Source organism: Actinospineispora acaciae DSM 45401 (genome assembly GCF_000620785.1).
Lineage (GTDB): Bacteria > Actinomycetota > Actinomycetes > Mycobacteriales > Pseudonocardiaceae > Pseudonocardia > Pseudonocardia acaciae.
Map to the genome: position 1 here is coordinate 793,027 of NZ_JIAI01000001.1, position 13,635 is coordinate 806,661.

At 68.9% G+C, this 13,635-nt stretch carries 11 protein-coding genes and 2 pseudogenes; 3 read left to right on the forward strand and 10 right to left on the reverse strand.

The features are described 5' to 3' along the window. Positions 1-128: 128 nt before the first annotated feature. The 7 genes and pseudogenes from N912_RS0103975 to N912_RS49330 all read right to left on the reverse strand — a co-directional run bounded on the left by N912_RS0103975 (position 129) and on the right by N912_RS49330 (position 7,666). Positions 129-3,392, reverse strand: coding sequence for a hypothetical protein (locus N912_RS0103975; RefSeq protein WP_156993152.1), 3,264 nt, complete (start codon positions 3,390-3,392; stop codon positions 129-131). A 200-nt stretch (positions 3,393-3,592) separates the two neighbouring features. After that, the gene (locus tag N912_RS65540) at positions 3,593-3,829 is read right to left on the reverse strand and encodes a DUF397 domain-containing protein (RefSeq protein WP_028921414.1); all 237 of its coding nucleotides are present in this window, start codon (positions 3,827-3,829) and stop codon (positions 3,593-3,595) included. Then, positions 3,817-4,257: pseudogene (locus N912_RS65545) on the reverse strand (DUF5753 domain-containing protein); the annotation flags it as partial. The pseudogene N912_RS65545 and the gene N912_RS65540, both read right to left, overlap by 13 nt. A 145-nt stretch (positions 4,258-4,402) precedes the next feature. Then, positions 4,403-4,558 (reverse strand): annotated as a pseudogene (locus tag N912_RS66935) (helix-turn-helix domain-containing protein); the annotation flags it as partial. A gap of 288 nt (positions 4,559-4,846) precedes the next feature. Then, a complete protein-coding gene (locus tag N912_RS0103990; protein WP_028921416.1) occupies positions 4,847-5,053 on the reverse strand; it encodes a hypothetical protein in 207 nt (68 codons plus the stop codon). Further along, positions 5,050-6,648, reverse strand: a complete 1,599-nt coding sequence (locus tag N912_RS49325; RefSeq protein ID WP_051579569.1) for a GMC family oxidoreductase — start codon at positions 6,646-6,648, stop codon at positions 5,050-5,052. The genes N912_RS0103990 and N912_RS49325 overlap by 4 nt, the downstream gene beginning before the upstream one ends. A 79-nt stretch (positions 6,649-6,727) precedes the next feature. Beyond that, positions 6,728-7,666 (reverse strand): LysR family transcriptional regulator, encoded by a 939-nt coding sequence (locus N912_RS49330; protein WP_169747799.1) that lies wholly within the window; start codon positions 7,664-7,666, stop codon positions 6,728-6,730. A gap of 120 nt (positions 7,667-7,786) precedes the next feature. Between N912_RS49330 and N912_RS0104005 the strand changes: the two genes are divergently transcribed. Beyond that, positions 7,787-8,569, forward strand: coding sequence for a MoaF C-terminal domain-containing protein (locus N912_RS0104005; RefSeq protein ID WP_028921417.1), 783 nt, complete (start codon positions 7,787-7,789; stop codon positions 8,567-8,569). Further along, complete coding sequence (locus tag N912_RS49335; protein WP_051579573.1) at positions 8,566-9,504, forward strand: aminotransferase class IV; 939 nt, start codon at positions 8,566-8,568, stop codon at positions 9,502-9,504. The genes N912_RS0104005 and N912_RS49335 overlap by 4 nt, the downstream gene beginning before the upstream one ends. Here N912_RS49335 and N912_RS49340 read toward each other — a convergent pair. Next, positions 9,449-10,777 carry a carboxylesterase/lipase family protein gene (locus N912_RS49340; RefSeq protein WP_051579574.1) on the reverse strand — a complete coding sequence of 443 codons (1,329 nt, stop codon included), beginning with the start codon at positions 10,775-10,777 and terminating at the stop codon, positions 9,449-9,451. The two genes, N912_RS49335 and N912_RS49340, sit on opposite strands and share 56 nt — an antisense overlap. A 26-nt stretch (positions 10,778-10,803) precedes the next feature. Further along, positions 10,804-11,709: an MBL fold metallo-hydrolase gene (locus N912_RS0104020; protein WP_028921418.1), complete on the reverse strand. Its 906-nt coding sequence runs from the start codon at positions 11,707-11,709 to the stop codon at positions 10,804-10,806. A gap of 102 nt (positions 11,710-11,811) precedes the next feature. Between N912_RS0104020 and N912_RS49345 the strand changes: the two genes are divergently transcribed. Beyond that, entirely contained in the window at positions 11,812-12,723 is a 912-nt protein-coding gene (locus N912_RS49345) for a helix-turn-helix transcriptional regulator (protein ID WP_051579576.1), read from the forward strand. Here N912_RS49345 and N912_RS0104030 read toward each other — a convergent pair. Further along, a complete protein-coding gene (locus N912_RS0104030) occupies positions 12,640-13,605 on the reverse strand; it encodes an aldo/keto reductase (RefSeq protein ID WP_028921419.1) in 966 nt (321 codons plus the stop codon). The two genes, N912_RS49345 and N912_RS0104030, sit on opposite strands and share 84 nt — an antisense overlap. Positions 13,606-13,635 lie beyond the last annotated feature (30 nt).

Here is a 13,635-nt window from a genome sequence, read left to right on the forward strand (position 1 = left end):
GGGGTAGAGGCTGGTTAGAAATGGTCACAGCATTCCTCGCGGGAGATAACAAGTACCATTTGCTTCACGACGGCGCGCGTGGCCGCCAGGTGGAGCGGTCCGCGCCATGCAGCGGGAGAACATCGTGCTCAGCGGTTGCTGCCTCGCGTCAGGAATCTCCGCAGCCGGTGCGCGAACCAGGTGAGTTTTCCGGTGACGTCCACGAGTCCTTGGTTCGGGACGGTCAACAACTCGTCGAGAGGCAGGTCCGCCGGGTCGGTGTATATCACACGGACCCGGTCCGCTTGGTCTATGGCATTGATCCAGACGACTCGCATCTGCTCGTCTGGGTCGACGTCCAGTTCGAGCCATACGTGGCCGCTCCCGTCGCGCAGCACCAGGTTCAGCCCATCGACCTGTACCGTCCAGCCGGGGATAGCACGCGGCTGCCTGTCGGCGTCAAGCCGATCGGGGAACCCCGCGTGCACCATCATCTCCAGTAATGGGTCCGTAACGACATCGCCGACGAACTTCGATGCGCTCGCGGTCACGAAGACAAGCAATGGCTCGCCGCTGGCAATCACCGACCACCAGAGTGTGTTCGTTCCGCCGTCGATCGACCGCACAACAGTGAAACCCTCGGGAAGGTTGCCAACGCCCCAAAGCTGGTGCGTTCGGTTCGATGCCTCGATGGTTTCTCCCACTGCTTTTCCAAGCTTTACCCAGCCTCGCAGTTGTCTCGAGTCCTCTGCTGTCATGCGGACGTTTTCGAGAGCGAGGCGCAACTCGTGAACGTCAAGCTCGGCGATCGGCGCGAGGATGGAGGCTCGCGCTCGCTGAGCGTCGTTCAGCAAGTCAGAGAATTCGTGACACCATCGAGCGAGTCGCTGCATGGCGTTTGTCAACGATGCGGGGGTCTGGCGATGCGGACGCCGAAGCAACGAACCGATCAGGGACAGCCCGACGTCGAGTACGGCTTCGATTCCGTCGTGGACGAGCACTCCGGCTTCTGCCGCCTCGTTGACAAGGACGAGCACTGTGTCCGTCGCTTTGGACCACTGCTCGGTTTCCGCATAACGTCGAGCATGTTCGACGGCATCGGCGAACCCTCGGATTCGAAGTTGGCCCGGAGATTTCTCTGGCGCTTTGCTTTGCTTCTGCTCCAGTGCGTCGACGATCCAGCCGCGAAGGTCCGTGCAGTCTTCCAGCGCGTAGTTCGCCGCGTCTCGAAGAGTATGGAGCGCAGCTGAAATCGGTGTGATAGGTGTGTCGAGATCAGCAATAGGGTGCGCCTGCCCGTAGCGCGCGGCCGCAGCGAGAATGGGCCTGATTTGATCGAGGCGCCTCTCACGGACGACTGCCTGTACGAGTGTGGCGAGTGTCTGGATCTGCGTGGCCGCCAGCATTGGTTCGTTGCGATCGGCATCGTCGCCCAGGTGTTCGCGGAGATTGAAGGCCACGGTCAGCCACTTCGACGCCAGATCGAACAGGCCGGTCAAGGTCGCCAGCGTGCCGACATTGTGCATCAGGATCGTAGCGACGAGTTGGAACGAATCTGCGACCTGTCGATTCGGATCGTCGTTGCCGGGCGCCACAGACAGTACCGCTCTCAAGGTGGCATCGGCGGTAGGCAGCAATGCTGAGGCGTCGGAAAAAAGTGCTTCATCGACCAGTCTGGTCAGAACGTCGCTACAGGAACGCACCCAGTTATACGCATAGCCGACTTCGATCCCAATCGCCAATCCGCGAACAACGGCCAGGACGCCGTCGTGCACATAAAGGGCTTCGTCGAGACGTTGAACGCTTTTGACATCGTAACGAAGCCGCTTTTTGACCAGAGATACATTTACCAGTTCGTCGACAGCCGCCCGCGCATCGACCAGGCTCAGGCCGTTTTCCGGCAAGGACGACGCCCACTTCTCGACGAGCACGACCGGAACGTGAGATCCTCCGCCCATGACGACGATGTAGAGCACAACAAGTCCTTGCTCGGAAAGGCCGTCCAGGAGCTCGCGGACGACGCGCCCGGCACTTTTCGGATAGCTTTCCAGCGTCTTGTCTTCTTCCGTCAGGTCGAAGCGGTCCATTCGTTCCAGAAAGTCTGGTAGGTGGGAGAAGTCGCCGCCGAGCGAGCGGACCCAAGCGCACGCCAGATCGATCGCCAGCGGCCAAAAGCCCAGGCGAGCGGCCAATTCGGCCGCGACCGGATCGGCGGCGTGGGCCGAATCCGCCGGGCTCGGCGTCGATAGCCTGTCTCGGATCAGACCAGTCGCTTCCGCGGGGGTCATCTCCTCGACCTCCTTCAGCGGAGCGATATCGTGCGGCCAGTCGCCCCGGTTCGTCGTCACGATCACATGGCCATACCCAGAGGATGGAACCCACTCGCGTATCGTGGACCAGTCTGCGGCTCCGTCGAGAACCAGAAGCCAGGGAACGGGCACGTCCGACAGAAGATCGCAGAAGGACTGCGCAAACGTATCCCCCGCGTAGCCTTCTCCGCCCAGCCGGCTCAGGATCGCTGGTTGCTGCTCCATCAGCACTTCGTTGGACGACGCGTCCATCCACAGGGTGAAGGCATAATGATCTCGGCGGGAAGCGGCCCATGCCGCCGCCGCAGCAGATTTGCCCGACCCTGATATGCCGGAGAGCACGGCGACCGGAGGCGCCCCGGACATCAGACCGTCGCCGTCCAGCCGGAAGGAGAGGAAGGACGCGATTTCCGGTCGCGGGAGGTACCTGTCGTCGGGCACGCCGAACGTCCGTCCCCAGGTGCGCCCGCCGCCGACATCCGCGAGCACGGCCGCAGACTCGTCCAGAATGCTGGCGATCTGATCGCGATCGATGCCTTGGCACGCGGTCTGCGAGCCGCAGTCGTGGACAAGATCGACCAGTTGCCTGACCAGGATGAGGTGCACCCGCTGACCGATCCCGCCCTTGCCGCGCACTCGAATCCGGGCAACGCGCTCGACAAGCCTGGAGGTCAGCGCGAGCAGCGTCTCCGTGCGTGCGTCGATGATCCGGCGCCGCTCATCCGGTGCGACCGCGCTGCGCGCCTCCAGCCGGGCGGCGTGCTCGACGGCATCCGAAGTGAGCCTACGGTTTGTGATCAGTATCAGTTCGCGCGCATCAGGGTGCTCGGCTTCCAGTGCGTCGAGGCAGCTTACGGCCATGCGCAAGCCCATGGTGGTGGACGACGCGGGCATCGAAGCCTTGATCTGCAGGGCGCGAACCGGGCACTGCTCCGCGGCCGCACAGACGAGGATGTCCGCTGAATCCTGATCGACGCGGTCGACGTCAACGCGCCAGTCCGGTTGCGAGAACGACTCGTACATGTCCAGCAGCAACTCGACGGTGACCAGGTATTGATATCGAAATCCGAATGCTGCTGCAACGCCGCCTCCGACACCTGTCATGCGGTGAGCATATGTTGCGCGGGTCGTTTGTTAACGCCTGACGTGTTGGCAAATGGCCGGGTGCCTGCGGCGCCGTCCCGCCGCCCGGTGTGAACGCGGCTCGAATCCGGGAATCAAACGCTCACAAGGCGTCAGGTACCAACCGCCGCGACCGCTGGCCTCCGCTGCGAGCCGGCCGGCGGATGATCTACAAGGCTGGCCTAGGCCACTGCGGAACCGGCTTCTCCGCCGTCGAAGTCGCCGCGCTTGACGGCCGCGACGAACCCGGCCCACGAGGCGCTCGGGAAAACGAACGCCGGCCCTTCGGGGTCCGTGGAGTCGCGCACCGCACGGCGGTCGCCCAGCGCGGCGGCTTCGATGCACTCACCGGCGCCCGCACCGCCGCTGCCGCCGCTGTGGCTCGACTTGAACCAGCGGAGCCCAGTCAGCTCCTCCATAGCTCGTCCCTTACTCTCTGTATCCGCTCTATCGAGCGGGCTGGCGGGTCCGCCTCGCCAAGGAGATGGTCGTAGACGACCTCCAACTGGTGCAGATCCTCCTCGCCCGTGAAGACCGTGCCGTGGGTTGTCGACTCTTCGTAGCCTACTGTTCGGCCATCGATGGTGCCCAAGACGAACGACCCGCCGATGCCGGGCAGCGCGCCCGCCGGAACCACTTGAACGTGAGCCAGCCTGTCGGCAACGACCTGCTCCAGATGCTCCAGCTGGGCGTCCATGATCTCTGCGTTGCCGACCGGGTGTCGCAGGGCGTATTCGTCGATCACGAGGCGTACCGCCGGAGGTTGTTCCTTGGTGAGGATTCGCTGCCGGGCGAGCCGGTTGGCGAGGGCCTCCGGGTTCTCCATGCGGAGCACGACCGCCATGTAGTCGGGGGTCTGGGGGCCCGGGCGCCAGCCTTGAGTCCCAGCCTCGAATCATGGCGGCTTTACGCTCCAGCTCGGCCCATTCTCGGAAACCGGGTTTGAAGCCGGGGTGTTCGAGAAAAATCGCGAACAGGGTTGTCAGGGTGCCTTCGGCCCCGGTGGCTTCGTCGCAGAGGCGCGCCAGCTCCTCGCTGGGCCTGCGTCGCCCGGTCTCCACCGACGCGACCTGCGAGGCACTGAAGTTGATCCGCTGCGCGAGCTGGTCCTGGCTGAGCCCGGTCCGGTCGCGGTGGTGCTTGAGCATGGCGGCCCCACATGGCGGGCGGGGTGTCTGGACGGTTGGACGGCGGCATCGCTCGGCTCCCTGGTGCTTGACCGCTGCCTTGAACTCCGCCGCCGTTTGTACAAGCTCGGTACAAGCCACCGGGCTCGACCGTCATGCACAGACAGCGACGGAGTTCTTTTCTGCGCGGTTCCTCTGGTTCAGGATCATTTCAAGACAACGATCCGCCGGACGTTTTCCACGAACGTCGCACAGAGGGACAACGATGCTACAGAACTAGGGACTCGATTCGTAAATAACTCGGTCGAGCTAAAGCCAGAGACAGCGTTCCTTGAGTGCCTGATGCTCGTCGTCGGTCAGCATGCCCAGGTCGTGGAGCTCGGCGATGAGCGCGTACGCGTAGCCGGGCGTGCGGTGGCTCATGGGGGCCGGCGTGAGGTCGGTGTCGCCGAGCATCTGGAGGTAGGCGAGCGTGGGGCTTTCGTGTGCCTGCGGGGAGCGCGGCTCGTCGATCATGAACTGCCTTCGCGTGGTGGGTGTGACATGTGGGCCATCGCGCCACCCGCCGGGGTCGTTACCGGTGCAACGAAGTCGGCCACCCGCTCGCCGATGAGCACCGAGGGTGCGTTGGTGTTTCCCGAGGTCACGGCGGGCATGACCGAGGCGTCGGCCACCCGAAGGCCCTCAGTTCCGTACACCCGCAGCTCGGGGTCCACCACGGCCTCCGAGTCCACGCCCATCTTGCAGGTGCCGACCTGATGGTGGTACGTGATCGCGGTCGACCGGACGTAGCGGCGCAGCTCGTCGGCGGTGCGCACGCGCGGGCCCGGGTAGCGCTCCTCGGCGCCCCACTCGCGCAGCGCCGCCGCCGCGCCGACCTCCCGGCACAGCTCGACGGCGGCCGCCAGCGCCGCCAGGTCGGCCTCCTGGGAGAGCACGGCCGGGTCGATCAGCGGCGGCGAGTCCAGCTCGGTGCCGCCGAGCCTGATCCGTCCCCGGCTGGCCGGCCTGATCATGCCGGCCATCAGCGAGAACCCGTTGGCCGGCCCGTCCATCCACGGCTCGTAGAGCGGCACGCTGAAGTGGATCGGCTGCACGTCCGGCGCCGGGAGGTCGCCTCGGCTGCGCCAGAACAGGTGCGTCTGGGCCTGGGAGAGGCCGGGCGCCGGCGGCTCGATCTCCCGCTGCGCGGTGACGATGACCGGCGAGAGCAGGTGATCGTGCAGGTTGCCGCCGACGCCCGGCAGGTCGGTGCGCACGTCGATGCCGAGCCCGCGCAGCTCGTCCGCGGGCCCGATGCCGGAGAGCATGAGCAGCCGGGGCGACTCGATGGTGCCGGCGGACACGATGACCTCGGACTCGGCGAAACCGCGCTCGACGCGTCCACCCCTGACCCACTCCACCCCGGTGCACCGGTCGCCGTCGAAGAGCAGTCGCCGGGCGTGGGCGTCGGTCAGCACCGTCAGGTTCGGGTGGCCCAGGATCGGGCGCAGGTAGCCGGCGGCGGTGCCGTTGCGCTGTCCGTCCCTGATGTTGAGCTGGATGTAGGAGACGCCGTCAGGGTCGCCGTCGTTGTAGTCGGCGTCGAGCCTGATGCCGGTCTGCTGGGCGGAGGCGACGATCGCGTCGTGCACGGGGTTGGCCCGGTAGCGGGTCATGACGTGCAGCGGGCCACCGGTGCCGTGCAGCTCGGAGGCGCCGGCGTCGAAGTCCTCCATGCGGCGGAAGATCGGCAGCACGTCGTGCCACGACCACCCGGCGTTGCCGAGGTAGGCCCAGTGGTCGTAGTCGGCCCGGTGGCCGCGCACGAACACCATCGCGTTGAGCGCGCTGGAGCCGCCGAGGACCCGCCCGCGCGGCCAGTGCAGCCGGCGTCCGTCGGCGTGCCGCTGCGGGATCGTGTGGTAGCCCCAGTCCTCGGGCGCGAACCACAGCTCGTGGGAGCGCGCCGGGTCGTGGATCGCCGGGTTCGTGTCGGTGCCGCCGGCCTCCAGCAGCAGCACCCGGCGGCCCCGCTCGACCAGCCGCCCGGCCGCGGCCGCCCCGGCGGAGCCGGCGCCGACGACGATCACGTCGACCGCGCGCCGCGTGGTTCCTCGCTGGTCGGGCATTGTTACGTTCTATCGGGGTGCCGAGGCCGCGGTCTTGCGTGAGCCGGCACAGCGCTTGGCTGTCGGCGAACAGCGGTGTTCAGACGGGGTCGGGCAGCGGCGTGCCGGGCGGTGCGTGCTCGGGCGGCACGGCCAGCGGCACCACGTCGAGGTTGTCGCGGCTCACCTTCGCCGCCAGCTCGCCGAACTCGCGCACCAGCGCCCGGGTGTCGCCGCGCCGGTGCGCCACCGCGACGCACGCGTAGCCGTGGTCGCGCAGCGGCACGTAGGCGACGCCGGGGTGCGGATAGCGGCGGGTGGCCGACGCCGGGAAGATGTCCACGGCGCCGAGGTAGCCGATCGCGGCCAGGCTCTCCGCGACCGAGCCGCTGGCCACCGCCCGGGCCGGCGGCGAACCGGGCGCGGCCTCGTCGTAGCGCCAGAACCGGTTCCACGGCACCGGCGAGGCCGTCGCGTCGACGCAGCGCTCGCCGTCGAGGTCGGCCACGCTCAGCGACGCGGTGGTGGCGGCCGGGTGGTTCACCGGCAGCCCGACGAAGCACGGCTCGGCGAACAGCACCCGCAACGCGAGCCGGGGGTCGGAGAGCGGCGGGCGCAGGATGGCCACGTCGACGTCGCCGGTGGCGAGCCGTTCGACCTGGTCGGCGAAGGACAGCTCGACGATGTGCAGCGCGGTGCCCGGGTAGGTGTCGCGGAAGGCCTGGAAGATCAGCGGGGTCAGCTCCCCCGCGCCCTCGGCGAAGACCCCGACCCGCAGCGTCGTGCTGGCGCGCACCTCGGACTCCATGGCGGCCAGCGCGGCGAGGATCTGGCGGGCGTGGCGGACGAACAGCTCGCCGGCCGCCGTCGGGCTGACCCGTTTGGAGTTGCGGTCGAACAGGAGGACGCCGAGCTCGTGCTCCAGGCGGGCGATCTGCTGGCTGAACGTGGACTGGGCGATGTACTCCCGCTCGGCCGCGCGGCCGAAGTGCAGGGTGTCCGCGAGCGTCACCGCGTAGCGGAGCTGCCGAAGCTCCATCGACGACCTCCGACGGTCCAGCGAGGCGGCCAGGATAGCCCGCACCGATCGGCCAGACCAATCGTTCGTTCGCATTTTGCCCCTTGTGACGGGGTGCCGACTGCCGGCAGAAAGGACGGCATGGCCAACCCTCCGGACTGGAAGACGCTCGAAGAGCTCGCCTACGGAATCGACACGAACCGCCTTCCGCTGACCCAGGATCTCGTCGGACGTGAGCTGTCGGTCACGCTGACCGACGGCACCGGGCTGACCCTGAACTTCACCGGGGGCGACACGGTGAGCTGGAGCGATGGCGAGCTGGCCGATGCGGACCGCTATGAGGCCGTGCGGGTCGACACCCACACCTATTTCGTCGAGGTGTGGTTCCATGCTCGTGAGCGGGTGTCGTTGACGCTCATCGCCAACATGGGATCCCGGCGCGCGCTGGCCGTCTTCTCCACGGTGGCCGAGGTGCCCACAGAGGGAGAACCCCAGGTGGGACAGCGTTTCGTGCCCGGCGTCATCGAGGATCCGTCCGCACCCCCGACCGGCCCGGAACCGGCGCCGACCCGGGACCTGCTGGGCAAGCGGATACTCAACGACTACAGCCCGAACCATCTGTACGAGCATATTTATGTCAACTCGAACCGGTATTGCTGGCAGTGCCTGAAAGGTGTCCAGCAAGGGCACGGTGACTGCGACCTGGCGAGCTACTACAAGTTCGACGAGAATCGGTATGTGTTCGCTTTCCGGGAGTTCAGGATTCCGGTTGCGACCGTGTTCTTCTTCAACATGGACGACATGCGGTCGACCGGGAAGTTCTTCGGGATCGCCAGTTCCGGTCGTATCGAGAACAACTGGGGCGGGGCGTTCATCTCGGTGCTCAGCGAGACCCGGTATCCGGACGGGGTGCGGCCGGTATGACGCTGTACGACGACTACGACGCACCGCCCTACATCCACGTGGACGGCGGGCTGGTCGCCCGCGCCGAGGCGGCGGTGTCGCCGCTGGACCACGGGTTCATGCACGGCGACGGCTGCTTCGAGGCGCTGGTGGTGACCGAGGGCCGGATCTTCATGCTGGACGCGCACCTGGAGCGGATGCGGCGTTCGCTGCGCGCGCTGCGCATCGACTACGACCTGGACCGGCTGCGCACCGCGATCGCCGAGGTGGTGCACGCGAACGGGCTGGGCGAGGCGTCGTTCGTCAAGGCGATCGTGTCCCGTGGCGCGAGCCCGGCCCCGTCGCCGGACCCGCGCGGGCTGGTGCCGACCTGCGTGGTGTTCGGCGAGCCGCTCATGCACATGGTGGACAAGCAGGCCGAGCGGGCCGGGATCACCCTGAAGACGGCGGCGGTGCGGCGCAACGGACCGGAGACGCTGGACGCGAAGATCAAGAGCCTGAACTACCTGAACCCGATCCTGGCCAAGATCGAGGCGATCGAGGCCGGCGCGGACGAGGCGCTGCTGCTGGACACGAACGGCGAGGTCGCGGAGGCGACCACGGAGAACATCTTCGTGGTGCACGGTGGTCGGTTGCGCACGCCGTCCTCGTCGGCCGCGCTGGAGGGCGTCACCCGGGGCGTGGTGGAGCGGCTGGCCACCGACCTCGGTATGGCCTCCGAGCGGGCGCGGCTCACGCTGGCCGACGTGTACTCGGCGGACGAGGTGTTCCTGACCAGCACGGCGGGCGGGGTCATCCCGGTGGGCGCGGTGGACGGCCGCCGCCCCGACCACGGCCCGCTGGGACCGGTCACCCGCGCGCTGCGCGACGCCTACGAGCGTGTCCTCACCGACCCGGCGTTCACGACCGGCCTGGACGAGCTGCTCCCGAAGCCGGGCCGGCGCCGAGCGTCGTGACGACGTCCGAGGCCCAGCCCGGGTCGCCGGTGTTGGCGAACGAGACCCAGACGGAGTGCACTCGTGCCGCGAGGCCGGCTGGGGCGGGGTCGGGGCCGAGCAGGCCGGTGGCGCCGTGCAGCCACGGTTTGTCGGCGATGTCGAAGACGAAGGGCAGCTCGACGGTGTGGGCGGCGCCGAGTTGTCCGTCCAGGGCCGTCGAGCGGTATCCGAACGAGTAGACGTAGGTGCGACGGCCGCCCGAGATCTGGGCGTGGGCCTGGGCCATGCGGGCGGTTCCGGCCCCGAACAGGGTCTCGCCGAGCGCGTCCGCCGCCGTGGCGGGATCCGGGTCGTAGAGGCGCCCCTCCTCGGTGTTGGTGCCGATGAGCAGGTCGACGTCGCGAGCCGGGCCGTCGGCGAGAGCGTCGGCGGGCTGGACCGGGAGGACCAGACCGAACGGGCTCAGGCCGGCGAGCGGGTCGGTGGCGGTGCGGGTGCGCAGGTCGAGCCCGGCCAGGGCGGGCAGGATGCCCAGGAACCGCTCGTCCGAGATGGCGGCGAATGCGTCGGCGGTCGGTTCGACGCCCAGCGCGGCGGCCGCCGCGGCGGTGACCCGCTGCGCCTGTTCCGGGGTGAAGGCGCCCGTGCCGCTGCCGCTCTGCACGATCGCCCGCCGGAACAGGCCCTTGGCCTCCGGGGTCGCGAGCAGCGCTCCGACGAGCGTGGCGCCCGCGGACTGGCCGAAGACCGTGACGTTGTCCGGGTCGCCGCCGAACGCCGCGATCGTGGCGCGGACCCAGCCGAGCGCGGCGAGCACGTCGAGCAGCCCCCGGTTGGCCGGGGCGCCGCGCAGGTCGAGGAAACCGGGCACGCCGAGGCGGTAGTTCACCGTCACGAGGACGACGCCGTCGCGGGCGAACGCACCGCCGTCGTAGAGCGCGGCGCGGTTGGAGCCCGTGACGAACCCACCGCCGTGCACGAACACCATCACGGGTCTCCCGCCGCCGTCGGCGGAAGGCGTGCGCACGTCGAGGCTCAGGTACTCCTCGCCCGGGACCCAGCCCGGCCCGAAGTAGGGCGTCATGTCGAGCCGGCCGAAGTCGCGGACCGGCTGGGGAGCCGTGGGCGAGGGCTGCGTGCCGTCGCGGACGCCGGACCAGCCCGGATGCGGCGCAGGCGCGGCGAATCGGCCGGCGCCGACCGGTGCCGCCGCGTACGGGATCGCACGGTAGAGCTCGCCGGAGTCGTCGCGGACGCCGCGCACGGCGCCCGCTCTCGTTTCGACGATCACGAGAAACGCTTCCTTTCCGTTGAATGTCAGGAGATGCGCGGGAAGGCCGCCCACTGCTTGATCGCGAACTTCGACCCGTTGCGCTCGACCTCCACCGCGCCCTGCCCGGGGAAGTGCGCCGGGAAGACGAGCGCGTTGTGCTCGGCGGCGTGGCCGAGCAGCCTGTGCCGGGTGGCCCGGGACTCGGCCGGGTCCTCGCAGAAGCAGGAGTTCGTCTCCGGCTCCACGATCTGCAACGCGGTGTGCACCAGGTCTCCGACGAACAGCGCCCGGTCACCACCGGACTCCAGGGCGAGCACGGACGAGCCGGGGGTGTGCCCGGGAGCAAGGTCGAGCCGCAGGTTGCCGTCGATCCGGTACGACCCCTCCCACAGGTGCGTCAGCCCCGCCTCATGCACCGGCAGGACGCTGTCCTCGAAGACGTTCTGGTTGCCTCGCCCGAGCACCGTCCTGGACTCGTTGGCCGGATCCCAGAACTCGAAGTCCCGCCGCGTCATCAGGTACGTGGCGTTCGGGAACGTCGGGACCCAGGCGCGGCCGTCGAGCCGGGTGTTCCAGCCGACGTGGTCGATGTGCAGGTGCGTGTTGACCACGACATCGACGTCCTCGGGCCGCACCCCGGCCGCGGCGAGGTTGTCCAGGAAGTTCGAGTCCCGGCGGCTCCACACCGACGCGTAGGGCCGGTCCTTGTCGTTGCCGACGCCGGTGTCGACCAGGATCGTGCGCCCCTCGCTGCGCAGCAGCCAGGACTGGATCGCCGAGTGGCACTGGTCCGTCTCGGGGTCCCAGAAGTCGGGCTCCAGCCAGCCGCGGTGCTCGTCCCACGAGCCGTCGGGGCTGTCCGGGAAGAACTGCCCCGGGGTCATCTCGACCGGGCCGTAGAACTCCTTGATGCGGGTGACGGTGACGTCGCCCAGGGTGATCTGGTCCATGCCGCCGAGCCTGGACACCTGGGCAGGCATGAGCCACTCCCGCGTTGTCCTACCCCTCGCGGGGTGTGGCTGGGGTCTGGCCGTGCCACGGATACTCGGGGCATGGACGGACCTGGCCCGCTCGGCGACTTCCTACAGGCCAGACGTGCCCGCCTGCGACCGGAGGACGTCGGCCTGCGCGACCTCGGGCCACGCAGGAGGGTGGCCGGGCTGCGGCGCGAGGAGCTGGCCCAGCTCGCGGGCGTCAGCGTGTCGTACTACACGAGGTTGGAGCAGGGGCAGTCCCGAGGGGCCTCGGCCGAGGTGCTGGAGGCGATCGCCCGCGCGCTGCTGCTCGACGATCACGAGCGCGAGCACCTCAACCGGCTCGCCGGGACCGCCCGCCGCGCTCCCCTGGCACGCCGGCCACGGCCCGAGAAGCTCGCCGACGAGACACGGGACCTGCTGCGGGCCGTGGACGGCGTCCCGGCGATGGTGCTCGGCCGGCGCACGGACGTGCTGGCGTGGAACACGCTCGGGCACGCGCTGCTCGCCGGCCACCTGGACGTCGACGGCCCGGACAACCCGGCGGGGCGGCCGAACATGAGCCGGATGCTGTTCCTGGACCCGCACTGCCGGGAGCTGTACGCGGACTGGAGGCGCAAGACCCGCGCGGTGGTCGGCAACCTGCGGATCGCCGTCGGCAGGCACCCGAGGGACCCGCTGCTCGCCGAGCTGATCGGCGAGCTGACGATGAAGAGCCCGGAGTTCGTCGCGCTCTGGGGCGACCACCGGGTGACACCCTGCGACGCCGCGTCCTACGACCTGCACCATCCCGTCGTCGGCACGGTGACGGTGACCCAGCAGGCGCTGTCGATCGCCCGCTCGCCGGATCAGGCGCTGATCGTGTGCACGACCCCCGCCGGCTCCCCTTCCGAGGAGGCTCTCGCCCTACTCCGACAGCTGAGCGGCGGAGGCGGCCGTCAGGGTCTGGAGCTCGGTGTCGGACAGGCGAAGGTCGTGCAGGGCCAGTAGCGCTGAGAGCTGCTCGACCGTGCGCGCGGAGGCGATCGGCGCGACCACCGTCGGCTGTTGCGCCAGCCAGGCCAGCGCGACGGTCGCCATCTGCGCGCCGCGCGCCGTCGCCACGTCCTCCAGCGCGGTGAGGACGTTGACGCCGCGCTCGGTGTCCGCGTAGCCGCCGGCCAGGCCGGGCATGTCGCGGATGCTGTCGACGGCCTTGCCGGGGCGGTACTTGCCGGTCAGGAAGCCGGACGCGAGCGCGAAGTACGGGATGCAGGCAAGGCCTTCGCGCTGGACGATCTCCCGCCGCTCGCCCTCGTAGGTGTCGCGCGAGACCAGGTTGTAGTGCGGCTGGAGCGCGACGTAGCGGGCCAGGCCCTCACGGTCGGAGGCGTCCAGCGAGGCGCGCAGCCGCTCGGCGCTGATGTTGGAGGCCGCGATGGCGCGGACCTTGCCGGCCTTCACCAGGCCGTCGAGCGCGGTGATGATGTCCTCGACCGGGACCGACTCGTCGTCGAAGTGGGTGTAGTAGAGGTCGATGCGGTCGGTGCCCAGCCGCCGCAGGGACGCCTCGGCGGCGGCCTCGATGTTCGCGGGCGCGAGGCCCTTGTACCGGGGGTGGTCGCTGACCTTGGTCGCGACGACCACGTCGTCGCGGTTGCGGCGGGTGGCGAGCCAGCGGCCGATGATGGTCTCGGACTGGCCCGCATCGTTGCCCGGGAACTGGTACATGTACGAGTCGGCGGTGTCGACGAAGTTGCCGCCCGCGTCGGCATAGGCATCCAGCACCGCGAACGACTGAGCTTCGTCGGCGGTCCAACCGAACACGTTCCCGCCCAGGCACAGCGGGGACACGGCGAGATCGGATGGGCCGAGGGGGCGACGTTCGGACATGATCCGATTAAACACGCCGGGCCGAGGGAG